Here is a 21794-nt window from a genome sequence, read left to right as displayed (position 1 = left end):
TTTGAAACTTCATGGCTTGCGAAATGGCAGGCAAAAAAATCCTGCCACCGAAAGGTCTGAATCAGGTAAATTCGCCACCCCTTCAGACAAGGATGTAGACGATGGCGAATGTTATCGCGCGGGTTGGCAGTGCAGGCCTATTAGGGGCACTGCTGATCACCTGCGCAGTGTTGATCACTTCACTGTATCCCCGGGAAAGCGCTGCGGCGCCGCTGATGATGCATTGCCGCGATTGCGAGAAAGGTGACGACACCTTCGATGCGACAAAATGGTTCAGCAGCGGTATGTACCGCCTTGAAACGGATATTGTTCCCAACCCGATGCGGACGATGACTCGCACTCATCCGGTGGTCTTCAAAGCCAAGGACAATGACCAACTGGTCGAGGCCGCGCTGCGTGGAATCGGCGATGTGCTCCCATCCTTCGATCCCCGCGCGTTTGAAGCACAGTGGCCCGTGTTAACCAAGCGCGTACGTTACAGCTACAGCTTTTTTATGCTGCCCGATGAACCCCGGGACCTCTATGACATGTACTTGCAAGTGGGCAAATACAAGCTGGTGATCGTGGTTGGGCTTGACGTCAATACCGGTGAAATCACCGCCGAGTATGACGGGCGTGTGATTCGTGAAAACGATGGTAATGACCCTGCGTACATGGACACGTTCGAAGAAATGGATGACGCCAACACCCGCTGACCGGGAGGCTGGCTGAACGAAAAATCCCGCCGAAAGGCGGGATTTTTTTGAGCGCGGGCTTATCAGGCCGGGAACAGCTCGCTCAGTTTCATGGCCAGCATCATGTCGCCTTCGGTGCGCAGCTTGCCGCTCATGAAGGCCTGCATGCCGTCGGTGTCGCCGCTGACGATGCCTTCCATGGTTTCGCCGTCGGTGACCAGGGTCACTTGGGCGTCAGGGTTTTCGCCTTCCAGCAGTTCGCAGGTGTTGTTCTTGACCACCAGCGAGAAGTTCTGGGTGTCGTCGATACGGAAACCGAACACCAGGTCCAGGCCGTCAGCAGCGGCTGGGTTGAATTTGGCTTTCATTGCTTCTACAGCTTTGGCTACGTCAGTCATGGTTTCGATCCTTTAGGGTAGAGTCCAGTGACCTTGGGGTCACGGTTGGCCGCAGTTCATCGGAACGTGATGAGCTGCGGCGCCTTCAACAGTTGCAAGTGGGTATGACTGTTGAAGGAAGCCAGTGCCACCTCGCGACCACGGAATTTCAGCTGGTTGAGCGAGGTGTTAACAATTTGCCAGTTCAGTTCGAAGGCCTGGGCCGCCGGCATTCGGGTTATCAGGTGGAGCAGGGCAGTGATGGTGCCGCCGGAGGTGAACACTGCAATCTTCTGTGCGTTGTCCGCGGCTTCCAGAATGCGTTGCAGGCCACCCTGGACCCGTTCGACGAAGCCCAGCCAGCTTTCCAGGCCGGGCGGATCATAGGTGCCGGCCAGCCAGCGCTCGATGATCAGGGCGAAGATGCGCTGGAATTCGCTGCGGTTCTGCGCGGCGTTGCGCAGGATCTCCAGGGCCTCGCGTTCGGTGGTCAGCAGGTCGGGAAGCAGGGCGCGGATAATCGCGTCGGCGTCGAATTCGTTGAAGGCGCTGTCGATTTCCAGGGCCGGTACCGGCAGGCCGAGGGCGCTGTACTGATCGAAGGCGGCCGTGGCGGTGTGCTGCTGGCGGCGCAGGTCGCCGGCCACGCAGCGGTCGAACACCAGGCCCAGGTCCGCCAGGTGGCGCCCGAGCACTTGCGCTTGTTCCACGCCGACGGGCGACAGGACGTCATAGTCGTCTGCACCGAAGGAGGCCTGGCCATGTCGAATCAGATAGATGCTGCCCACGTCCGTTTTCCCGGTACGTTGAAAGTCTGGCGAGGTTATGAGGATGCCAGAGAGCTGTCAATGAAAAAACATACGCTTGTTTTAAAAGCTCGTTAGAGGCCGCTTACTGGCGGTTTGATCACTGGCCCGAACGCGGTGCCGCCGGTATGCTGGGGCAATCCGCGCCTGGCGCACTGCACTTGTAAGGAGTCACATGGATTTTTTGGCCGAATACGCGAGTTTCCTGGCGAAGACCGTCACCCTGGTGGTCGCTATTCTGGTGGTACTGATCAGCTTCGCGGCACTGCGCAGCAAAGGCCGTCGCAAATCCGCCGGACAGCTGCAGGTCAGCAAACTGAATGATTTCTACAAGGGCCTGCGCGAGCGCCTGGAGTCGAGCCTGCTAGACAAGGACCAGCTCAAGGCGCTGCGCAAGTCCGAGAGCAAGACCGAAAAGAAGAAAGGCAAGAAGAAACCCGAGGCCAAGCCACGGGTGTTCGTGCTGGATTTCGACGGCGACATCAAGGCCTCGGCCACCGAGAGCCTGCGCCACGAAATCACTGCCTTGCTGAGCCTGGCCACCCCGAAGGACGAAGTGGTGCTGCGCCTGGAAAGCGGCGGCGGCATGGTCCACAGCTATGGCCTGGCGTCGTCGCAGCTGGCGCGTATCCGTCAGGCGGGCGTGCCATTGACCGTGTGCATCGACAAGGTCGCGGCCAGCGGCGGCTACATGATGGCGTGCATCGGCGAGAAGATCATCAGCGCCCCGTTCGCGATCCTCGGCTCCATCGGCGTGGTGGCGCAGTTGCCCAACGTCAATCGCCTGCTGAAGAAACACGACATCGACTTTGAAGTGCTGACCGCCGGTGAGTACAAGCGCACCCTCACGGTGTTTGGCGAAAACACCGAGAAGGGCCGCGAGAAGTTCCAGGAAGACCTGGACATCACCCATCAACTGTTCAAGAACTTCGTCTCGCGCTATCGCCCGCAATTGGCGATTGATGATGTGGCGACCGGAGAAGTGTGGCTGGGTGTTGCAGCGTTGGACAAGCAACTGGTCGACGAGCTGCAGACCAGCGACGAATACCTGGCTACCAAGGCCAAGACCGCCGAGGTATTCCACCTGCACTACGCCGAGCGCAAGAGCCTGCAGGAGCGAGTGGGCCTGGCGGCCAGCGGCTCGGTGGACCGTGTGCTGCTGACCTGGTGGAGCCGGTTGACCCAGCAGCGCTTCTGGTAACGCCGTAATTTGGGTGATGCCCCTGTGGGAGCGGGCTTGCCCGCGATAGCGATGTACCAGTCGATGCCTCTACCGACTGAACTGACGCCATCGCGGGCAAGCCCGCTCCCACATTCAGTTCTGCGTTAGCACGCAGGCCTGTTGCACCACAGGAATCGGCTTTCGCATCAGCATCCCCACCACCAACGCGCCCAGCAGGCCCAACAACCCTGCCACCCACAACACAGCGCCGAACCCGCCGACAAACGCCTGCTGCGCCAGTGGTTGTGCCACCGCCCGTGCCGTCTCCGGCAACAAGCCCATCGCCGCCGGCATGTCCCCGGCCACCACCCGCGAGGCAATTCCCGCTAGCTGCGCCTGCCACTGGCTGTCGAGACTCGCACGCAGCAGTTGCTCGCTATGGCTGCTCAGCAACGCCCCGTACACGCCAATCGCCAGCATGATCGCGCTGAAACGCATGGTAGTGCTCATGCCCGAGGCCATGCCGGCACGGTCTCGTGGCACGCAGGCCATGATGTTTTTTTGCGTGTCGCCATTCAGCAGGCCCGCTCCGGCGCCCGTGACTGCAATGGCCAGGGCGAAGGGCAGGTAACCACCGATGTTCACCGCCCAGGCGCTCAGCAAATTGCCGCTGCCGACCAACGTGAGTCCCGTCGCCATCATTGTCGACGGGGTAAAACGGCTGGCCAGGCGTGCGCCAATCCGTGGGCAGATCAACATTGTCAGGGCAAAGGGCAGCATGCCCAGCCCTGAAGCAATCGCGGAAAAGCCCAGGCCGTTCTGCAGGTAGAACGGCAGCAGCGTCATCATCACCTGAGCGCAGCCGGCATAGGCAAACATCCCCAGCAGCGCGCCGATGAAGCGCGGATGCCGGAACAGTTGCAGGTCGACCATCGGCCGTTGTTGCAGGCGTTCGGCGAGGACAAACGCAGCCAGCAAGGCTGCGCCGCCCAGTAGCCGCGCATAGGTCAGCGGGTTGTCCCAGCCGATGCGGTTGGCCTCGATCAGGCCCCAGATCAAACACAGCAAGCTTGCGCTGAAGGTCAGGCTGCCCCACGGGTCGAGGCGTGCGGACTGGGTGTCTCGGGACTCTGGAATGGCGCGCAGCACCAGGCTCATCAATACCAGGCCCACGGGCAGGTTGAGGTAGAAGATCCAGCGCCAGCCCAGGTATTCGGTGATCAGGCCGCCCAGCGTCGGCGCGGCGGTCATCGCCACGCCCATGCAGGCGCCCCAGAAGGCCCAGGCCTTGGCGCGCTCGACCTCGTCGTGGAAGGTGTGGCCGATGGAGGCCAGCGCCGAGGTCAAGAGCAGGGCTGCGCCGACACCTTTGACGGCCCGCGCGATATCCAGCCACAGCGCAGTGGGCGCCGCGCCGCAGCCGAGAGAGGCCAGGATGAAAATCCCCAGGCCCCAGACCAGGGTCTTCTTGCGACCAAAGCGGTCGGCGATGCTGCCCGCTGGCAACAGCAGGGCGGCGAACGCGAGCATGTAGGCGCTGACCACCCATTCGATATCGGCAAAGTTCGCGCCCAGGTCGCGGGCGATGCTCGGCAGGGTCACGGCGACGATGTTGGTGTCGAGCACAATCAGCGAACAGACCCCGGAGGCGGTCAGCAAGGTAAACCGTGGGCTGGCGGTGCTCATGGCTGCACCGACGCCAACGCCGCCTGGGCGATCTGTTCATCGTGGGCCGGGGTGTCGGCGCTGATGCCGAGGGCACCCACGACCTGGCCTTCGAGGATGATCGGCAGCGCGCCCTTCATCATCAGCAGGCCGGCTGTGACGGCCGCCGGGCGCCCACCGTTGATGGCGTTTTCGAGGTCGGCCGAAGGCCGTTTGAACAGCGCCGAGGTGCGCGCCTTGCCTTGGGCCAGCTCGATCCCGGCGACTACCGGCGCACCGTCCATGCGCGTGGTGAGAATCGGCCAGCCGCCGTCGTCGACAATTGCCAGTGCGCAGGGCCACCCGTTATCCGCGGCGACTTTACGTGCCTGCGCCGCAATCTGCTGGGCCGTGGCCAGGGTCAGTGTTGCCTTGTGGGCAACGCTGGCGGGTGGTTCGTTCGCCATCGCCGCGGGGGCGAGGCTCAGGCCGGTCAATACCAGTACCAGCGATTTGACTAACATAAGCGGGTCTCTCTACTGTGAGCGTGCGCCTAGCTTATCTTCGGTCCACCGTGGCTTTATTAGGTGCCAGTGTGATCTTCATTACCTTTGAGCTAATCCTGCGATGGAAATACGTCATTTCCGCTATTTCCTGGCGGTTGCCCGGCACCGAAACTTCACCCGCGCGGCGGAACAGCTGGGCATTGCGCCGCCGACCCTGAGTCGGCAAATCCAGGACATGGAGGCGACCCTGGGCACGCGCCTGTTTGTCCGCCAGCAACGTGAAGTCAGCCTCACCGAGGCGGGTGCGGCGCTGTTGATCGAGGCCGAGGCGACCGTGCGCCAGTTCGAGTTCGCCCAGCGCAATGCCCAGCGCGCCGGCCGTGGCGAGATCGGTCATATCGAATTAGGTTATGTGGCGTCGGCGGTGTATTCGGGCCTGTTGCAGCGGCAAATCCAGGCGTTCAGCCAGGCGTTTCCGGATGTCAGCGTGAACGTGCGCGAATGTGCGATGGCGACGTTGCCTGGCGCGGTAGCGGACGGGCGTGTCGATATCGGTTATATCCGCTCGCCCATGACCCTGCCGGAGGGTGTCGAGGCAGTACGCCTGGACAGTGAAGGGTTTGTCTTGGCGCTGCCGCAGGACTCCTGGCTGCTGGGGCTGAAGGCCATCGGTTGCGAGCACCTGCAAAACGAGACGTTCATCTTGCCGGAGCAAATCAGCGGTACCTTGCAGGTGGCGGCGCAAGGCGGCTATGCACCGCGCCTCGGGCCGCAGCCCGGCGGATTGGTGGCGGTGGTGGCGCTGGTGTCACTCGGGCAGGGCGTGGCGGTGGTACCGGCGTCAATGGTCGGGCATGTGAGTTTGCCAGGCGTGGTGTACCGCAACATTCAGGGCAATGACGCGTCGTCGTGGCTGTCGCTGATTCACCGGCGCTTCGAAAAAGCGCCGGCGGTGGCGCGGTATATCCAGCAGGTCAAGCAGACAGTCGCGGCTGTACCGAATCGGCCAGGCGCGTAAGGATCAGGCAGCACGACACGGCCCCGGCATCCAGCACGCCGAGGGAGCGTTCGCCCAGGCGACTGGCGCGGCCGATCTTCGCCACCAGGTCCTTGGTCGAATCACGGCCCTGTGATGCGGCGGCTTTCATCGCGTCCAGTGCGTCGCTGAAGGCGGCCCCCGAGGCATGCGCCTGCTCAAAGGCTTCGACGGCCGGGATCAAGGTGTCCATCAGGCACTTGTCGCCCACACCCGCCTCGGTAATGTCCTGCAACGAGGTCAAGCCGCCGCGCAGCAAATGAGCAAAGGTTGCGGCGTCGATGTCGTCGCTGTTGCGCACTTCATCGGCCATGCCAATGAACAGGCTGCCATACAGTGGACCCATGGAGCCGCCGATGCCTTCCATCAGGCTGAGGGTCAGTTCGTCGAGTGCTTCGGCCAGGGTCAGTTGGCGGCCTTCGATGGTGCGCCCGCAATGGGCGAAACCCTTGGCCATGTTGATGCCATGGTCGCCATCGCCAATGGCTCCGTCGACTTCGCTGAGGTATTCGCGGTTGGCCACGATCACGCTGACCAGGTCGGCGACGATGGCGCTGCCGTCACGGGTGGAAAAATGCTGGCTCATGGTTCACTCCGCCTGGGTCATGCCGATGGAGCGGCAGGGTTGGTCGATCAGGGTTTTCAACTCGGCGTCGAGGCCGAGCAAGGTCAGGGTCACGCCCATCATCTCAAGGGACGTGAAGTAGTTGCCGACATAGCAACGGTGAATCTTCAAGCCTTTGGCCTTGAGCTGTTTTTCGACCTCGGCATAGAAAATATACAACTCCATGACCGGCGTGGCGCCCAGGCCCGAGACCAGCACCACCACGCTGTCGTCCTGGCTGAAGTCACGGTCGGCGAGGATCGGCGCGAGCATGCGTTCGGCCATGGCTGCGGCCGGTTCGATCGGAACCACTTCGATACCCGGTTCGCCATGATGGCCGATGCCCAGTTCCATCTGGCCATCGGGGATCTGGAAGTTCGGCTTGCCCACCGCGGCAATGGTGCACGGCGTGAGGCCGATACCAATCGAGCGGCAGTGGTCGACGGTTTTCTGCGCGACCCGGATCACCTCGTCCAGGTCGTAGTGCTGGGCCGCAGCGGCGCCGCCGATCTTCCACATGAAGATTTCCCCGGCCACGCCACGGCGCTTGGCAATGTCGGCCTTGGGCGCGGATGCCACGTCATCGTTGGCGACCACGGTGCGGATACGCATGTCTTTGCTGGCGGCCATTTTCATCGCCAGCTTCACGTTCATGTTGTCGCCGGCATAGTTGCCGTAGAGGCAGGCCACGCCGGCGCCCTGGTCAGCGGCGCGGAACGCGTCGAAAAAACTCTTGGCGGTGGGCGAGGAGAAGATCTCGCCGACGGCTACCGCATCCACCAGGCCTGGGCCGACATAACCGAGAAAGGCCGGTTCATGGCCCGAGCCGCCGCCGGTGACAATGCCGACGCTGCCTTGGGCCGAAGGCCTGGCTTTGACGATCACCCGAGGGTTGGCCTCGTATTGGCGCAGTTCGGGGTGCGCGACCAGAATACCGCGCAGCATGTCCTCGACCACTTGGTCCGGATCGTTGATGACTCGATTCATAACGCGGGTTCCTGTGTTCTTGTTCTAGGGGGCAACATGGATCAACGCCAGGGCGTGTTCGCCTGTGGGTCAGGGTTCCAGGACTACCTTCAGTGATTTGTCGCCGCGCTCCATCACTGCGAACGCTTCCTTGAAGTCTGCCAGCGCAAACTTGTGGGTCACCACGTCGCGCATGTCGATCTTGCGGTTGCCGATGAAGTCGATGGCGCGCGGGTACATGTACGGGCCCAGGTGCGAGCCCAGCACGTCCAGCTCCTTGCGGTCGCCAATGATCGACCAGTCCACCGTGGCTTCGTCATTGAACACGCTGAACTCCACGAAACGCCCCAGCTTGCGCAGCATCGCCAGGCCCTGGTTCACGGCCTTGTGGTGCCCGGTGGCCTCGATGTAAATGTCACAACCGTAGCCTTCGGTTATCTCGCGGATCTTCGCCAGTACATCGACCTCGGCCGGGTTCCACACCTCGTCGGCGCCCATGCGCAAGGCAAGGGCAGCGCGTTCGGGTTTCATGTCCAGCACGATGAGCTTTTTCGGGTTGCGCATGCGCACCGCGCCGATGATCCCCAGGCCCAGGGTGCCGGCACCTGCGACCACCACCACATCGTCGAAATCCACATTCGCGCGTTCTGCCGCGTGCAGCGAACACGCCAGCGGTTCGATCAGTATTGCTTCGTCGGGGGCAATGGAGTCTGGCACTTTGTGGATGATGCCTTCCTTGGTGAAGATCATGTACTGGGCCATGGCGCCCTGTACATTGTTCTGGAAGCCATAGAGGTCATGCTTCTGGCACATCCAGTATTGGCCGTGGTTGCAGAAGCGACAGCCCCAGCACGGCACGATCTGCTCGGAGATCACCCGGTCGCCGACCGCCACGCCACGTTTCTCCGCGCCTGGGCCCAGGGCAACCACACGGCAGACGAATTCATGGCCGGGAATCATCGGCGGTTTCACATAGCGGGGTTGCTCGGCGTCACCCCAGAACGAGGGGGCGCCGCGATAGGTCTTGATATCGCCCATGCAGATGCCGCACAACTCGACTTTGGTAAGAATCTCGTCGGGGCCGGGCGTGGGCACGTCGACGGTTTCCAGGCGGTAATCTTCAGGGCCGTGACAGACCACGGCCTGCATGGTTTTCGGGATGACCGGTGACAGCTGTTCGGGGGTGCGTTCGGTGACGGTGGACATGACAAAACCTCACGACAAAAAATGAATTACTGAATGCTGTAGCCGCCGTCGATCACCATGTTGGCGCCGGTGACCATCTGCGCGGCGTCGCTGAGCAGGTACAAGGCCAGCCCGGCGATTTCCTCCGGCTGGGCAAAACGGCCCGCCGGGATCTGCAATTTGGCTTTTTCGCCGACTTCACCGGCCCAGGCTTTTTTGCCCAGCGCGGTCTCGACGATGGTCGGGGAGATGGCGTTGACGTTGATGTGCGGCGCCCATTCCATCGCCAATACCTTGGTCATGCCGACAATGGCCGCTTTGCTCGCGCAGTAGGCGACGTGGCGGTCCAGGCCAATCACGGCAGCCTGCGAGGCAAGGTTGACGATGCGCCCGCCGCCGTTGGCGAGCATGTGCTTGGCGCAGGCCTGGGCGACAAAAAAGCTGGCCTTGAGGTTGATGTCCAGGGTGGTGTCCCACGCGCTTTCGCTGACATCAATAGCCTTGTCCAGGAGCGCCACGCCGGCGCTGTTGATCAGGTAATCGAGGCGTTGGAAGTGTTCGAATACGCTATCGACGGTGGTTTGTATCTGGCCGATCTGGCTGAGATCAACGGCAATGCCCAAGTGCCCGGCGCCCAGGCTGGCGGCCACTTCAGCCACGGCGGGGTCGCGGTCGAGCAACGCCACGCGGGCGCCGCGTTCCGCCAGCAGGGTGGCGCAGGCCAGGCCGATCCCGGCGGCGCCACCGGTGATCACTGCGCACCGGCCGGTGAGGTCGAAGGCTTGGTTCCAGAATCCAGACATGCATGACTCCTCTATCGAAAGCGCTGGAGATCCAATGTGGGAGCTGGCTTGCCTGCGATGCAAGCGACTCGGTCTTTCAGTCAAGCCGAGGTGATGCCATCGCAGGCAAGCCAGCTCCCACACTTGACCCTATTTCAGGGTGAAAGCTACTTACCGCCGCTGACTTGTTTGTACAGCGCATCGGCGTTGGCATTCGTCACTGGCACCCACGGCAGGATGTAATTCTTGGCGGTGCCGTCAGCCCATTTCACGTCCTTGGCGTAACGCTCCCAGATCACCGATTGCGGCTTGTAGTCCTTGCCGGCCAGGGCGCGCAACGCCACGTCCAGTGCGCCTTGGGATTGGGCTTGGGCGTCTTGCAGGAAGGTGGTGACTTCGTCTTTTTTCGCGGCCTGGATCGCGTCCGGCATGCCGTCGATGGAGGTCACCGGCACGTCTTTGGACGTCAGCCCGTGAGACTTCAGCGCCTGTACGGCGCCGAGGGCCATGTCGTCGTTTTGCGCGATCACGCCGTTGATGCCTTTGGGGTGCGCGTTCAGCCAGTCTTCGGTCAGGGTCAGCGCCTGCGCACGGTCCCAGTTGGCGGTCTTTTTCTCGATGATCTTGATGTCCGGGTGCTTGCCCAGCACTTCCAGCTCGCCTTTTTCCCGGTCGATTTGCGCCGACTGGCCGATCGGGCCCTGGATGATCACCACGTTGCCTTTGCCATTGAGCTTGTCGACCATGGCCTGGGCCTGCAGGCGGCCGCCTTCCACATCGTCGTTACCCACGTACGGCACAGCCGCATCGGCTACTTTCGTGTTCGAGGCGATGACCACCACGTCGTTGCTCATGGCTTGCTTCACGGTGCCGACGCCGGCCTTGGTGTCGATGGGCACGAACAGAATGGCGTCGTAGTGCTGGGTCACCATGTTTTCGATCTGGTTGTTCTGGGTCAGGGCGTCATAGTTGCCGTCGAACACCGTCAGTTGCACGGTGCCGTCCTTGACCGCCGGGTGTTCTTTCAGCTCGCGTACCCAGTTCTGCATGAACTGGCCCTTGAGGCCGTAGACGGCGGCACCGATTTTGTAGGTCTTGCCGTCGGCAGCCATGGCGATACTGCAGGAGAGCAGGGAGAAAGCCGCTGTGGCGGCCAAGGTGGTACCAAGTTTCATGAGTAGAACTCCGGTTATTGTTGTGGGTCGTTCTCTAGCGTTTTTTCTTGCGCCACACGTCGATCAGTACTGCGAACACGATGATCAGGCCCTTGGCGACCTGCTGGTAATAAGAGGACACGCCGAGCAGGTTCAGCCCGTTGTTGATCACGCCGATCAACAGTGCGCCGAACAGCGTGCCGACAATGCTTCCGGTGCCCCCCGACAAGCTCGTACCGCCGATCACCACGGCGGCAATCGCGTCCAGTTCGTAGGAAACCCCGGCCTGGGGCAGGGCAGAGGTGGTGCGGGCCGACAGCACCACGCCAGCCAGTCCGGCGAGCAGGCCCGAGACCACGTAAACCGAAAACATCACCTTGCGCACGCCGATGCCTGAGGTGCGTGCGCTCTTTTCATTGCCGCCCACTGCGTACACATAGCGGCCGTAGGTGGTGTAGCGCAGCACCATCCAGAAGATCAGCGCGACCACGGCGAAGATGATGATCGGCACGCCGATCGGGCCAATCTTGCCGATGCCCAGCGCCAGGTAGGCGTCGGGCAGATCGGTGATCGGGCTGCCATCGTTGAGGATGAAGGTCATGCCCCGCGCAATGCTGAGCATGCCCAGGGTGGCCACGAACGGCGGGATCGACAGGTTGGCGACCATGAAGCCGTTCACCACACCGAGCATCGCCCCGGCAAACATCCCGGCGCTCACCGCCGCGAGCAGGCCATAACCCTGGGTGGCGACCATGGCGCTGCACAGTCCGGCAAAGGCCAGGATCGAGCCCACCGACAAGTCGATGCCCTTGGTCAGGATCACGTAGGTCATGCCCACCGCGAGGATGCCGTTGATGGAGGTCTGGCGCAGGATGTCCATCCAGTTGCGCCAGGTCATGAAGTATTCGCTGGAGAACGCCATCACCACGCACAGCAGGATGAATACCAGCGGCAAGCCGAAACGGTCGAGGGACAGGCGCAGGCGATTGCGGGGTGTGGCAATAGGTGCGGCGGCGGGTGTGGACAGGGTTTTGGCATTCATGAGGCAAGACTCAACAAGGCTTCCTGGGAAAGGGCGGTGTCGGTGCTGATGGTCACCAGCCGGCCGCCCTTGAATACGGCGATGCGATCACTCAGATGCAGCAGCTCCGGCGCTTCCGACGACACCACGATGGCCGCGCCACCGGCGCGTACGAACTGGTCGAGCAGGTGGTAGATCTCCTGTTTGGCGCCCTCGTCGATCCCACGGGTCGGTTCGTCACACAGCAGGCACACCGGCTCGGTGGACAGGCATTTGGCGAGTACCACTTTCTGTTGGTTGCCACCGCTCATGGACGCCACCGGCAATTCCAGGGAAGTGGTCTTGATCTGCAGGCGCTTGACCATGTCCTGGGCCAGTTGGGTTTCCTTGCGCGCATTGATCAGCGACCAGCTCGACAGGCGCTTGTAGGCCGACAGGGCAATGTTGGAAAGAATGCTGCCGGTGAGCACCAGGCCGCTGTCCTTGCGGTCTTCGGTGACCAGCGACATGCCGGCACTGATGGTCGCCTTGGGCAGCCCGATGGGCATGGGCTTGCCTTGCAGGGTCACGCTGCCGGAGTCCGCGACCGTGAGGCCGTAGATGCAGTTGAGGAACTCGCTGCGCCCCGAACCCATCAAGCCGTAGATGCCGAGGATTTCACCCTGGCGCAGTTGCAGGCTGATGTCGTGGAACTCACCGGCGCGGCTCAGGTTGTCGACTTGCAGGCAGGTGTCGGCGGCGCATTCGCGGCCGACCTTGTGGTCGATGCGGGTCAGTTCCTGGCCGACGATGCCGCGCACGAGGTGGTTGCGGTCGATATCGGCCATGCGCCCGCTTTCGACAAAGGCGCCGTCGCGAAAGATGCTGTAGTCATCGGCGATCTGCGCCAGTTCGCTCAGGCGATGCGACACATACACGATGCCGGCGCCCCGGGCAGTCAGGCGGCGGATGGCCTTGAACAGGGTCTCTGCCTCGCGCTCGCCGATGGCCGAAGTGGGTTCATCCATGATCATCACCTGGCAGTCATGGCTGAAGGCCTTGGCGATTTCCACCAGTTGGATCTGCGCGACGCTCAGGCGGTGCATGGGGCTGGTGGCGTCGACCTCGAACTCCAGGCTGTCGAGCAACTCGCGGGTGCGGCGGTTCAGGGTCTTGTTGTCGACGATGCAACCGGCGCGGCGCGGTTCACGGCCCAGCCAGATGTTTTCGGCGACGGTCATGTAGGGGATGGGTTCCAGCTCCTGGGTGATCATCGCGATCCCCGCCGCCAGCGCTTCACTCGGGCGGTTGAACTGCACCGGCGTGCCGTTGAGCAGAATGCTGCCGGCATCACGCTGGGTGATGCCCATCAGGATGCTCAGGAATGTCGATTTGCCTGCGCCATTGCCGCCGCACAGGGCGTGGACGCTGCCGGCCCGCAGAGAGAGGCGCCCGTCACGCAGGGCAGGGACCCCGGCGTAAGCCTTGGCGACGTGTTCAGCCTGGAGCAGTAATGGCGTGGCCATCGGCGTGTCCTCGTGCTGTGAATTCTTATTAGGTCGCACAGTCATGTTTCGCTGTGATCATATGTGTATCAAATGAAATTCTGATCAGTCAATCTCTTTCATGTAAAAGCGATGATTCTCATCTTGGCGGTCTATAAGGCCGTTTTTGACGCCTTTGACTGCAGGGTCAGTTAAATCATGCTTGACATAGAGGGTTGGATGACCGCGAAATGTCTGAGCGGAATTTCACTGAATGATCATTTGATCAGTCATAAATACGATCACGGCAGCGGAGCCAGACGCCATGAACACACCTTTCCCGGTGGCTATCGGATGCGATGAAGCAGGTTTTGAGCTCAAAGAGCTGTTGAAGCGCCATATCGAGGCGCTGGGCTATCCGGTGACCGACTTCGGCACCCATTCCACTGCGCCCGTGCTTTATCCGGACATCGCCCTGGCCGTGGCCACTGCGATCAATGCCGGGCAGCAGCGGCTGGGCGTGCTGGTGTGCGGCACCGGGATCGGCATGGCCATTTCGGCCAACAAGGTGCTGGGCATCCGCGCGGCCCAGGCCCATGACACCTATTCGGCGGAGCGTGCACGCAAGAGCAACGATGCGCAGATCCTGTCCATCGGTGCGCGGGTAATCGGCGCCGAGCTGGCCAAGAGCATCGTCAAGTCGTTCCTGGAGTCGGAGTTCGAAGCGGCGCGTTCCGGGGCCAAGGTCGAGCGCATCAATGCAATCGAGCGCGATGGGCATCAGTAGTGGACTAAACGGGGCAAGAGTCGGGAGAATGCGCCTTTGACGCCGAAACGGAAGCCCGTCCCCATGAGTGACAGTACCCAGCGCATCGCCAGCGATATCGATCAGATGACCGAAGTGGCGATGCTCTATTACCTTGAGAACGTCACTCAGGAAGCCATCGCCAAGCGCTTCGACCTGTCACGCGCAAAGGTCAGTCGCCTGCTCAAGCGTGCACGCGATGAGGGCATTGTCGAGGTGCGCGTGTTGCAGCATCCGGCCATGAACAACGAGCTGGAGCAGGCCCTGGTCAAGCGCTTCAAGCTGGATCGCGCGTTGATCGCCGTCGATCACAGTGAGCCCGACACCCAGCGCTCGGCCGTCGCCAGCCTGGTCGCCAACTACCTGAACAAGACGCTCAGCGACGGCATGATTGTCGCCGTGGGCATGGGGCGCAACGTCGGTGCGGTGGCCGATAACGTGTTCCTGCCGGTGACGCGCAACTGCACGTTTGTCTGTGCGATCGGCGGTTCGCTCAAGGCGGGCGAATACATGAACCCCGACCATATCTGCCGGCGCCTGGCGCTGCGGTTTGGCGGTGAAAGCGAAAGCCTGTACGCCCCAGCCCTGGTGGCTAACCCGGAGCTGCGCGGGGTGTTGATCAATAACGACACGGTGCGCTCGACCCTCGACCGGGCGCGGCGTGCCGATATCGCCTTGATCGGTATTGGCGACATGAGCGAGAACAGCAACATGGTGCGCATGGGCTGGTTCTCGCCCCAGGAAATTGCCCAGGCGCGGTTGTCCGGCACTGTGGGCGACATGATGGGCTATGACTTTATCGACATTCACGGCCAGCCGGCGGTCAACGCGATTCAGGGGCGGGTAATCGGGTTGACGGTGCAGGAGCTGTTTCGGATTCCAGACGTGGTGGCGATTGCCAGCGAGAACACCAAGGCCGCGGCGACGCTGGGGGCTTTGCGATCGGGGGTGATTAATACGCTGGCGACGACGGTGACCAATGCGCATACGATTTTGGCGCTGGATGATGCAACCCGTAAAAGCTGACACGACGCAGAGCAAAATGTGGGAGCGGGCTTGCTCGCGAAGGCGGCGATTCAGTTAATTCATGTGTTGACTGACACACCACCTTCACCAGCAAGCCCGCTGCTAAATGGGTTTTGTGTTGGCTTGGTGTACAGATCTTGTAATAGTTTTGCGTTGTAGGAAATTTGTATTTCGGCTGTAGGATTCAAGTCCTTTTGTCATTTCAGGACTTGCATGAACACCCTCTCGGAGCCTCCCAGTCGTCTTTCCCCAAGACATCCGCTGTTGCTGTTCCCGCTGAAGCACCCCGTATTTCGCTTGCTAACCTTGTCCCGGTCATCCACTGATCGCGCCTTGCCGTGCCCGGCATTCTGAAACCTGTAAAGAGACTCTATAAATGGAATGGTTAGCGGATCCAACGGCCTGGCTCGGCCTGTTGACCTTGATTGTGCTGGAACTGGTGCTGGGTATCGACAACCTGGTGTTTATCGCGATCCTGGCGGACAAGCTGCCACCGGAGCAGCGCGACCGTGCGCGCTTGATCGGTTTGTCGCTGGCGCTGCTGATGCGCCTGGGCTTGCTGGCGAGTATTTCCTGGCTGGTCACGCTGACCCAGCCGTTGTTCGAGGTGTTCGACAAGAGCTTCTCGGGGCGTGACCTGATCATGCTGTTTGGCGGTGTGTTCCTGTTGTTCAAGGCCACCATGGAGTTGCACGAACGCCTCGAAGGGCATGTGGCACAGCGCTCCGGCAACGTGGCTTATGCGATGTTCTGGCCGATCGTGGCGCAGATCGTGGTGCTTGACGCGGTGTTCTCCCTCGACGCGGTGATTACCGCCGTGGGCATGGTGGATGAGCTGGCGGTCATGATGATCGCGGTGATCGTGTCCATCGGCCTGATGATCGTGGCGAGCAAGCCGCTGACGCGATTCGTCAACGCGCACCCGACGGTGATCATGCTGTGCCTGGGCTTTTTGATGATGATCGGCTTCGCGCTGACCGCCGAAGGCCTGGGCTTCCACATCCCGAAAGGCTATCTGTACGCAGCGATTGGTTTCTCGATCCTGATCGAGGTGTTCAACCAGATTGCCCGCGCACGTCGCAAGAAGTCTGCACAAGGTGTGCTGCCGGTGCGCGAGCGTACCGCGCATGCGGTGATGCGCTTGCTCGGCGGGCGTAGCCTGGCGGTGGAGGAAGTGGGTGAAGAGGTTGCCGACCTGCTGGGCGAGCCGGATGCTGCACAGGGCCCGCTGTTCGATCGGCGTGAGCGCGTGATGATCAGCGGTGTGCTGCAACTGGCCGAGCGGCCGATTCGCACACTGATGACGCCGCGGGCCAAGGTCGACTGTATTGACCTGGCGGACGATCCCGAGACTATCCGCCTGAAACTGATGCATTCGTCTTACTCGCGGTTGCCGTTGATCCGCAACGGCGATGTCGATGAGCCTTTGGGCTTTGTGCACAAGAAGGAGTTGCTCAAGGAATACCTGGCCGGCAACGAGCCGAACCTGGAGCACCTGGCGCGCCGCGCGATCAACTTGCTCGAGAGTTTTTCGATTCTCAACGCGCTGGAGCAGATGCGTCAGGAGTCGACCCATATCGCCTTCGTGATCAACGAATTCGGCGACTTCATGGGGGTGCTGAGCATGACCGACATCCTTGAATCCATCGCCGGTGAGTTGCCGGACGCCAGTGAAGTCGAGGGCCCGGACATTGTCGAGGAAGCGGGTGGCTACCGTGCCAATGGCGCCTTGAACCTGAACCTGGTGCGTCAGCGTACCGGTTTCAAGGCTGCCGCAACCGAGGATTATCAAACCCTGGCGGGTTTGGTGATGAGCCTGCTCGACCGCCTGCCGGTGGTGGGCGATAGCCTGGAGCATGAGGGCTGGCGTCTGACGGTAGCCGCAGTGGAGGAGCGCCGGGTGACGCAGGTGCTTTTGCACGCAGGCTGCGGTCATAGCGGCTGAACAAGGCCTGCACACACTGCACTTGTTCTTCTTCAGGGCCGAAACCTTTGAGTTTGTCTACCAGGGCTCCGTCCAGGTAGATCAGTAATGTCGGGGTGCCCGTCACATCAGGGTGCCTCGGCGTGTGCGCGCAATCGAGTATCAGGCTGACGATCCAGGGATGCCTGCCGGCCGTCCTGGCAAATAGCGGCCCTGCAGTCGCACAGGCAGCGCAGTGTTCGGTAACAAACAGAATGAACACCGGGCGTGGTGTGTTAAGTACCCTGGCAAACTCCTGCGCATTGGAAATTTCTTGCGTGGCCACTCCCATGGTCATCTCCCTTCAGGCCGCGTGGGTGTGTTGCCAACGCTAAGCCGGGATATCACCTGCGTCTACTGTCAACCTTCACAGGTCATCGTCGCGCTCCACCCGCTCGCGCGCCTTGCGGGCCTGGCTCGCGCATTTCTTGTATTCCAGGTTGTCCCGCGAGGCTTTCGCCTGGCGGTAACCATGATGATTCTGGCTGGTGTAGTTGGTGCTCAAGGCATCGTTGAGCTTGCGCAGTTCTTCCTTGCATTCACGGCGGTCGTTACTGGCCGCAGCGTTGCCGGCCACCAGCAACGTCAGCAAGCCGGCGACAAGACAGACTTTTATCGACATAGACCCTCTCAACCAAATGGCGCCCATCTGTCGGCGCCGGCGTCAGCGTTGACGATTTTCGCCAGCAAGCCGGCTCCTGCAGCGGGGCGTGTAGGCATTGCATCAAGGCTAGCCGAGCGCCGCGATTTTTCCATGCCTGCCGCGCACCGTGATGGTGCGGGGTAACACCGTTGTGGCGCACGGGCCGGTGGCTGTCACCGGCGTCTGGGGCCTTGGGTAGCAAAATGATTTCAGGTAGTGGCGCAACGCCTGTTGAATCGCGAGTGTTCATCTAGCTGATTTATAAGCAATTTAGTCCTGTCATATTTTTCTGTTACCGCGTGTGGCACACTTTCTGCTGTCTATTCCGTTGTTACATACTAAGTTCCGGTATAGCGGAATACACAACTCCTGGAGTGCTTGTCATGCATCACCGACCTTCCGTGTTTAAAGCGTGTGTTTTTCTCTTCGCCGCATCGGCTTCCCTCGCCAGCGTAGTGCAGGCGGCGGACAGCAAGCTCGATGATGTGCTCAAGCGTGGGCACCTGATCGTGGGTACAGGCAGTACCAATGCGCCGTGGCACTTCCAGGGAGCGGATGGCAAGTTGCAGGGGTTTGATATCGACATCGGCCGCATTGTGGCCAAGGGTCTGTTCAACGACCCGAGCAAGGTCGAGTTTGTGGTGCAGTCGTCCGACGCACGGATTCCCAACCTGCTGACCGACAAGGTCGACATGAGTTGCCAGTTCATCACCGTCACCGCCAGCCGTGCGCAGCAAGTGGCATTCACCCTGCCTTACTACCGTGAAGGTGTGGGCCTGCTGCTGCCGAACAACAGCAAATACAAGGAAATCGAAGACCTGCAGGCCGCCGGTGATGGCGTCACCGTCGCCGTGCTGCAGAACGTCTACGCCGAGGAACTGGTGCACCAGGCACTGCCCAAGGCCAAGGTCGACCAGTACGACAGCGTCGACCTGATGTACCAGGCGGTGAACTCCGGCCGCGCCGATGCCGCCGCCACCGACCAGTCCTCGGTCAAATACCTGATGGTGCAGAACCCCGGCCGCTACCGCAGCCCGACCTACGCCTGGAGCCCGCAAACCTACGCGTGCGCCGTCAAGCGTGGCGACCAGGACTGGCTGAACTTCGTCAACACCGCGCTGCATGAAGCCATGACCGGCGTGGAGTTCCCGACCTACAAGGCCTCGTTCAAGCAATGGTTCGGTGTGGATCTGCCGGAACCGGCGATCGGCTTCCCGGTTGAGTTCAAGTAATTCGTAAACGCTGGGGCGTCGCTGACGGCGCCCCATTCAGGTACTGCCGACCATGAACTATCAGTTGAACTTTGCCGCCGTGTGGCGCGACTTCCCCAGCTTGCTGGCGGGGCTCGGCCTGGGCCTCGAGCTGGCGCTGCTGTCGATCGCCATCGGTTGCGTGATCGGCCTGTTGATGGCATTTGCCATGCTGTCCAAACACAAGGTCTTGCGCGTGCTCGCCTCGGTCTATGTGACGGTGATCCGCAATACGCCGATCCTGGTGCTGATCCTGTTGATCTACTTTGCGCTGCCCAGCCTGGGTATCCGCCTGGACAAGATCCCCTCGTTCATCATCACCTTGTCGTTGTACGCCGGGGCCTACCTGACCGAAGTGTTCCGCGCCGGGCTGTTGAATATTCCCAAGGGCTTGCGCGAAGCCGGCCTGGCCATCGGCCTGGGCGAATGGCGGATCCGTGCCTATATCACCGTGCCGGTGATGTTGCGCAACGTGCTGCCAGCGCTGTCGAACAACTTTATTTCGCTGTTCAAGGACACCTCGCTGGCCGCGGCCATTGCGGTGCCCGAGCTGACTTATTACGCCCGCAAGATCAACGTCGAAAGCTACCGGGTGATTGAAACCTGGCTGGTCACGACCGCGCTCTACGTGGCTGCCTGTTACCTCATTGCCATGCTGCTCCGTTACCTGGAACAGCGTCTGGCGATCCGTCGTTAAGGAAGGTTTCCATGTACGAATCCCCCAGCTGGTTGCATGAGTTGTGGATCGCCCGGGACACCCTCTGGGCGGGGTTCCAGGCCAGTGTGTATGTCTCGGCACTGGCGATTATTTTCGGCACGCTGATCGGTATCGTCGCCGGGTTGATCCTGACCTACGGCAAATTCTGGATGCGCGCGCCGTTTCGCCTGTATGTCGACCTGATCCGTGGCACGCCGGTGTTTGTGCTGGTGTTGGCGTGCTTCTACATGCTGCCGGCGCTCGGTTGGCAGATCAGCGCATTCCAGGCCGGTGCCGTTGGGCTCACGCTGTTCTGCGGCTCTCATGTCTCGGAAATCGTGCGCGGCGCGCTGCAAGCCATTCCCCGTGGGCAACTGGAAGCGGGCAAGGCCATCGGCCTGACGTTTTACCAGTCCCTGGGCTACGTGCTGTTGCCCCAGGCGCTGCGCCAGATCTTGCCGACCTGGGTCAATTCCTCCACGGAAATCGTCAAGGCCTCGACCTTGCTGTCGGTGATCGGCGTGGCCGAACTGCTGCTGAGCACCCAACAGGTGATCGCACGCACCTTCATGACCCTGGAGTTCTACCTGTTCGCAGGCTTTATGTTCTTTGTCATCAACTACGCCATCGAGTTATTCGGGCGCTACATTGAAAAGCGGGTGGCCTTGCCATGAACCAACCTCAAACCAACCAACCGCTGCTGAACATCCGTGGCCTGCGCAAGCAATACGGCCAGGTCGAAGTGCTCAAGGGCGTCGACCTGTCCATGCAGCGCGGCAACGTGGTGACATTGATCGGCTCCAGCGGCTCGGGCAAGACCACGCTGCTGCGCTGCGTCAACCTGCTGGAGGAATTCCAGGGTGGCCAGATCACCCTGGATGGCGAGTCCATCGGCTACAGCGAGATTGCCGGCAAACGCGTACGTCACCCCGAGCGGGTGATTGCCCAGCACCGCGCGATGACGGGCATGGCGTTCCAGCAATTCAACCTGTTCCCACATCTGACCGCGTTGCAGAACGTGACCCTCGGCCTGCTCAAGGTCAAGAAGATGGGCAAGGACGAAGCCGTGGCTCTCGCTGAAAAATGGCTCGACCGCGTCGGCCTGCTGGAGCGGCGCAATCACTTCCCGGGCCAGCTCTCGGGTGGCCAGCAGCAGCGTGTGGCGATTGCCCGCGCGATTGCGATGAATCCCAGCCTGATGCTGTTCGACGAAGTTACCTCGGCCCTCGACCCGGAACTGGTCGGGGAGGTGCTCAGCGTGATCAAGGGCCTGGCGGAAGAGGGCATGACCATGTTGCTGGTCACCCACGAAATGCGCTTTGCCTATGAAGTGTCCGACAAGATCGTGTTCATGAACCAGGGCCGCATTGAAGAGCAGGGCACCTCGAAGGACATCTTCGAGCGGCCGCAATCGCCGCGCCTGGCGGAGTTTTTGAAGAACATTCGTTTTTAATCGATTTATTAGCAGGAGATATATTTATGAGCATTACTCGTTACGGCACCGGCAGCACCGCCGGCGGTGGCCAGCCACGTCCTTTCGCCCGCGCGGTGGAAGCGGACGGCTGGCTCTACGTCTCGGGCCAGGTGCCAGCGGTGGACGGTGAAATCATCAACGGCGGCATCATCGAACAGACCCGCCAGACCATGCGTAACGTGGTGGCGATCCTCGAAGAGGCCGGTTACGAATTGAAAGATGTGGTGCGCGTCGGCGTCTGGCTGGAAGACCCACGGGATTTCTGGAGTTTCAACAAGGTGTTCGGTGAATACTTCACCCCGGAACACGCCCCGGCGCGCGCCTGCGTGCAGGCCAACATGATGGTGGACTGCAAGGTCGAGATCGATTGCGTGGCCTACAAGAAAAAAGGCTAAATGCCCGGATCTGAAGCCCAAAGCTGATCAAATGTGGGAGCGGGCTTGCTCGCGAATGCGGTGTGTCATTAAGCGCACCTGTAACTGATCCACTGCATTCGCGAGCAAGCCCGCTCCCACAGGGGATTTGTGTTGATAGCAACATTCTGACCGGACCGAAA

General features: G+C 61.3%; 23 protein-coding genes and 1 pseudogene. 11 read left to right on the top strand and 13 right to left on the bottom strand.

Translation table 11 applies throughout. The features are described 5' to 3' along the window. The first annotated feature begins 101 nt into the window (after positions 1–101). On the top strand, positions 102–695 hold the full coding sequence (locus AC07OJ_RS06075; protein WP_106803566.1) for a hypothetical protein: 594 nt from the start codon (positions 102–104) through the stop codon (positions 693–695). 62 nt (positions 696–757) lie between these two features. Here the strand turns inward: AC07OJ_RS06075 and AC07OJ_RS06070 are convergent, their stop codons facing one another. Both AC07OJ_RS06070 and AC07OJ_RS06065 read right to left on the bottom strand, forming a co-directional pair. Further along, a complete protein-coding gene (locus AC07OJ_RS06070; RefSeq protein WP_016969749.1) occupies positions 758–1072 on the bottom strand; it encodes an SCP2 sterol-binding domain-containing protein in 315 nt (104 codons plus the stop codon). Between the two features lie 56 nt (positions 1073–1128). Further along, positions 1129–1839 carry a histidine phosphatase family protein gene (locus AC07OJ_RS06065; RefSeq protein WP_495094197.1) on the bottom strand — a complete coding sequence of 237 codons (711 nt, stop codon included), beginning with the start codon at positions 1837–1839 and terminating at the stop codon, positions 1129–1131. A gap of 193 nt (positions 1840–2032) precedes the next feature. On the opposite strand from AC07OJ_RS06065, the gene sohB reads away from it, so the two are divergent. After that, positions 2033–3058 carry a protease SohB gene (gene sohB / locus AC07OJ_RS06060; protein ID WP_065907712.1) on the top strand — a complete coding sequence of 342 codons (1026 nt, stop codon included), beginning with the start codon at positions 2033–2035 and terminating at the stop codon, positions 3056–3058. 114 nt (positions 3059–3172) lie between these two features. Here the strand turns inward: sohB and AC07OJ_RS06055 are convergent, their stop codons facing one another. Both AC07OJ_RS06055 and AC07OJ_RS06050 read right to left on the bottom strand, forming a co-directional pair. Further along, positions 3173–4705 (bottom strand): MFS transporter, encoded by a 1533-nt coding sequence (locus AC07OJ_RS06055; protein ID WP_495094196.1) that lies wholly within the window; start codon positions 4703–4705, stop codon positions 3173–3175. Next, positions 4702–5187 (bottom strand): GlcG/HbpS family heme-binding protein, encoded by a 486-nt coding sequence (locus AC07OJ_RS06050; RefSeq protein ID WP_495094195.1) that lies wholly within the window; start codon positions 5185–5187, stop codon positions 4702–4704. The genes AC07OJ_RS06055 and AC07OJ_RS06050 overlap by 4 nt, the downstream gene beginning before the upstream one ends. A 103-nt stretch (positions 5188–5290) precedes the next feature. Here AC07OJ_RS06050 and AC07OJ_RS06045 point away from each other — a divergent pair, with 103 nt between their 5' ends. Then, entirely contained in the window at positions 5291–6187 is an 897-nt protein-coding gene (locus AC07OJ_RS06045; RefSeq protein ID WP_495094194.1) for a LysR family transcriptional regulator, read from the top strand. On the opposite strand, the gene dhaL is transcribed toward AC07OJ_RS06045, so the two are convergent. From dhaL to AC07OJ_RS06010, 7 genes are all read right to left on the bottom strand, one after another. Then, positions 6144–6791, bottom strand: a complete 648-nt coding sequence (gene dhaL / locus AC07OJ_RS06040; protein ID WP_065907719.1) for a dihydroxyacetone kinase subunit DhaL — start codon at positions 6789–6791, stop codon at positions 6144–6146. The two genes, AC07OJ_RS06045 and dhaL, sit on opposite strands and share 44 nt — an antisense overlap. A gap of 3 nt (positions 6792–6794) precedes the next feature. After that, positions 6795–7796: a dihydroxyacetone kinase subunit DhaK gene (locus tag AC07OJ_RS06035; protein WP_495094193.1), complete on the bottom strand. Its 1002-nt coding sequence runs from the start codon at positions 7794–7796 to the stop codon at positions 6795–6797. Between the two features lie 69 nt (positions 7797–7865). After that, complete coding sequence (locus AC07OJ_RS06030; RefSeq protein ID WP_065907723.1) at positions 7866–8981, bottom strand: MDR/zinc-dependent alcohol dehydrogenase-like family protein; 1116 nt, start codon at positions 8979–8981, stop codon at positions 7866–7868. A gap of 26 nt (positions 8982–9007) precedes the next feature. Continuing rightward, the gene (locus AC07OJ_RS06025; protein ID WP_065907725.1) at positions 9008–9763 is read right to left on the bottom strand and encodes an SDR family oxidoreductase; all 756 of its coding nucleotides are present in this window, start codon (positions 9761–9763) and stop codon (positions 9008–9010) included. Positions 9764–9909: 146 nt separating this feature from the next. After that, the gene (locus AC07OJ_RS06020; RefSeq protein WP_065907727.1) at positions 9910–10917 is read right to left on the bottom strand and encodes a substrate-binding domain-containing protein; all 1008 of its coding nucleotides are present in this window, start codon (positions 10915–10917) and stop codon (positions 9910–9912) included. Positions 10918–10951: 34 nt separating this feature from the next. Next, positions 10952–11938, bottom strand: coding sequence for an ABC transporter permease (locus AC07OJ_RS06015; RefSeq protein WP_025857540.1), 987 nt, complete (start codon positions 11936–11938; stop codon positions 10952–10954). Further along, on the bottom strand, positions 11935–13422 hold the full coding sequence (locus AC07OJ_RS06010) for a sugar ABC transporter ATP-binding protein (RefSeq protein ID WP_120448869.1): 1488 nt from the start codon (positions 13420–13422) through the stop codon (positions 11935–11937). The genes AC07OJ_RS06015 and AC07OJ_RS06010 overlap by 4 nt, the downstream gene beginning before the upstream one ends. A gap of 283 nt (positions 13423–13705) precedes the next feature. On the opposite strand from AC07OJ_RS06010, the gene rpiB reads away from it, so the two are divergent. The 3 genes from rpiB (at position 13706) to AC07OJ_RS05995 (ending at position 17156) form a co-directional block, all read left to right on the top strand. Next, positions 13706–14167: a ribose 5-phosphate isomerase B gene (gene rpiB / locus AC07OJ_RS06005; RefSeq protein WP_016969738.1), complete on the top strand. Its 462-nt coding sequence runs from the start codon at positions 13706–13708 to the stop codon at positions 14165–14167. 63 nt (positions 14168–14230) lie between these two features. Further along, entirely contained in the window at positions 14231–15211 is a 981-nt protein-coding gene (locus AC07OJ_RS06000) for a sugar-binding transcriptional regulator (protein ID WP_025857542.1), read from the top strand. 376 nt (positions 15212–15587) lie between these two features. Beyond that, positions 15588–17156 carry a TerC family protein gene (locus tag AC07OJ_RS05995; RefSeq protein WP_120448868.1) on the top strand — a complete coding sequence of 523 codons (1569 nt, stop codon included), beginning with the start codon at positions 15588–15590 and terminating at the stop codon, positions 17154–17156. Between the two features lie 28 nt (positions 17157–17184). Here AC07OJ_RS05995 and AC07OJ_RS05990 read toward each other — a convergent pair. Then, positions 17185–17466, bottom strand: a pseudogene (locus tag AC07OJ_RS05990) (thioredoxin family protein); the annotation flags it as partial. 75 nt (positions 17467–17541) lie between these two features. After that, positions 17542–17796: a hypothetical protein gene (locus AC07OJ_RS05985; RefSeq protein ID WP_065907734.1), complete on the bottom strand. Its 255-nt coding sequence runs from the start codon at positions 17794–17796 to the stop codon at positions 17542–17544. A 404-nt stretch (positions 17797–18200) separates the two neighbouring features. Here AC07OJ_RS05985 and AC07OJ_RS05980 point away from each other — a divergent pair, with 404 nt between their 5' ends. The 5 genes from AC07OJ_RS05980 to AC07OJ_RS05960 are packed head-to-tail and all read left to right on the top strand — an operon-like array spanning position 18201 to position 21633. After that, positions 18201–19049, top strand: coding sequence for a transporter substrate-binding protein (locus AC07OJ_RS05980; RefSeq protein WP_065907736.1), 849 nt, complete (start codon positions 18201–18203; stop codon positions 19047–19049). 52 nt (positions 19050–19101) lie between these two features. Further along, complete coding sequence (locus AC07OJ_RS05975; protein ID WP_065907738.1) at positions 19102–19764, top strand: amino acid ABC transporter permease; 663 nt, start codon at positions 19102–19104, stop codon at positions 19762–19764. 11 nt (positions 19765–19775) lie between these two features. Next, entirely contained in the window at positions 19776–20438 is a 663-nt protein-coding gene (locus tag AC07OJ_RS05970) for an amino acid ABC transporter permease (RefSeq protein WP_065907739.1), read from the top strand. Beyond that, complete coding sequence (locus tag AC07OJ_RS05965) at positions 20435–21217, top strand: amino acid ABC transporter ATP-binding protein (RefSeq protein ID WP_065907741.1); 783 nt, start codon at positions 20435–20437, stop codon at positions 21215–21217. The genes AC07OJ_RS05970 and AC07OJ_RS05965 overlap by 4 nt, the downstream gene beginning before the upstream one ends. Before the next feature lie 26 nt (positions 21218–21243). Beyond that, positions 21244–21633: a RidA family protein gene (locus AC07OJ_RS05960; RefSeq protein ID WP_032896881.1), complete on the top strand. Its 390-nt coding sequence runs from the start codon at positions 21244–21246 to the stop codon at positions 21631–21633. Positions 21634–21794 lie beyond the last annotated feature (161 nt).

The sequence above is a fragment of the Pseudomonas sp. GW821-FHT09C08 genome, from assembly GCF_059418125.1.
Note: the sequence above shows the minus strand (reverse complement) of the source record. Positions and strands in the feature narration are given on the sequence as shown.

Excerpts from the sequence above, each read along its gene's own strand:
- dhaL (WP_065907719.1), bottom strand. The coding sequence starts at position 6,791 with ATGAGCCAGCATTTTTCCACCCGTGACGGCAGCGCCATCGTCGCCGAC.
- AC07OJ_RS06000 (WP_025857542.1), top strand. The coding sequence starts at position 14,231 with ATGAGTGACAGTACCCAGCGCATCGCCAGCGATATCGATCAGATGACC.
- AC07OJ_RS06010 (WP_120448869.1), bottom strand. The coding sequence starts at position 13,422 with ATGGCCACGCCATTACTGCTCCAGGCTGAACACGTCGCCAAGGCTTAC.
- AC07OJ_RS06035 (WP_495094193.1), bottom strand. The coding sequence starts at position 7,796 with ATGAATCGAGTCATCAACGATCCGGACCAAGTGGTCGAGGACATGCTG.
- rpiB (WP_016969738.1), top strand. The coding sequence starts at position 13,706 with ATGAACACACCTTTCCCGGTGGCTATCGGATGCGATGAAGCAGGTTTT.
- AC07OJ_RS05965 (WP_065907741.1), top strand. The coding sequence starts at position 20,435 with ATGAACCAACCTCAAACCAACCAACCGCTGCTGAACATCCGTGGCCTG.
- AC07OJ_RS05970 (WP_065907739.1), top strand. The coding sequence starts at position 19,776 with ATGTACGAATCCCCCAGCTGGTTGCATGAGTTGTGGATCGCCCGGGAC.
- AC07OJ_RS05985 (WP_065907734.1), bottom strand. The coding sequence starts at position 17,796 with ATGTCGATAAAAGTCTGTCTTGTCGCCGGCTTGCTGACGTTGCTGGTG.
- AC07OJ_RS06050 (WP_495094195.1), bottom strand. The coding sequence starts at position 5,187 with ATGTTAGTCAAATCGCTGGTACTGGTATTGACCGGCCTGAGCCTCGCC.
- AC07OJ_RS06055 (WP_495094196.1), bottom strand. The coding sequence starts at position 4,705 with ATGAGCACCGCCAGCCCACGGTTTACCTTGCTGACCGCCTCCGGGGTC.
- AC07OJ_RS05975 (WP_065907738.1), top strand. The coding sequence starts at position 19,102 with ATGAACTATCAGTTGAACTTTGCCGCCGTGTGGCGCGACTTCCCCAGC.
- AC07OJ_RS05995 (WP_120448868.1), top strand. The coding sequence starts at position 15,588 with ATGGAATGGTTAGCGGATCCAACGGCCTGGCTCGGCCTGTTGACCTTG.
- AC07OJ_RS05980 (WP_065907736.1), top strand. The coding sequence starts at position 18,201 with ATGCATCACCGACCTTCCGTGTTTAAAGCGTGTGTTTTTCTCTTCGCC.
- AC07OJ_RS06075 (WP_106803566.1), top strand. The coding sequence starts at position 102 with ATGGCGAATGTTATCGCGCGGGTTGGCAGTGCAGGCCTATTAGGGGCA.
- AC07OJ_RS06045 (WP_495094194.1), top strand. The coding sequence starts at position 5,291 with ATGGAAATACGTCATTTCCGCTATTTCCTGGCGGTTGCCCGGCACCGA.
- AC07OJ_RS06030 (WP_065907723.1), bottom strand. The coding sequence starts at position 8,981 with ATGTCCACCGTCACCGAACGCACCCCCGAACAGCTGTCACCGGTCATC.
- AC07OJ_RS05960 (WP_032896881.1), top strand. The coding sequence starts at position 21,244 with ATGAGCATTACTCGTTACGGCACCGGCAGCACCGCCGGCGGTGGCCAG.
- AC07OJ_RS06015 (WP_025857540.1), bottom strand. The coding sequence starts at position 11,938 with ATGAATGCCAAAACCCTGTCCACACCCGCCGCCGCACCTATTGCCACA.
- AC07OJ_RS06070 (WP_016969749.1), bottom strand. The coding sequence starts at position 1,072 with ATGACTGACGTAGCCAAAGCTGTAGAAGCAATGAAAGCCAAATTCAAC.
- sohB (WP_065907712.1), top strand. The coding sequence starts at position 2,033 with ATGGATTTTTTGGCCGAATACGCGAGTTTCCTGGCGAAGACCGTCACC.
- AC07OJ_RS06020 (WP_065907727.1), bottom strand. The coding sequence starts at position 10,917 with ATGAAACTTGGTACCACCTTGGCCGCCACAGCGGCTTTCTCCCTGCTC.
- AC07OJ_RS06025 (WP_065907725.1), bottom strand. The coding sequence starts at position 9,763 with ATGTCTGGATTCTGGAACCAAGCCTTCGACCTCACCGGCCGGTGCGCA.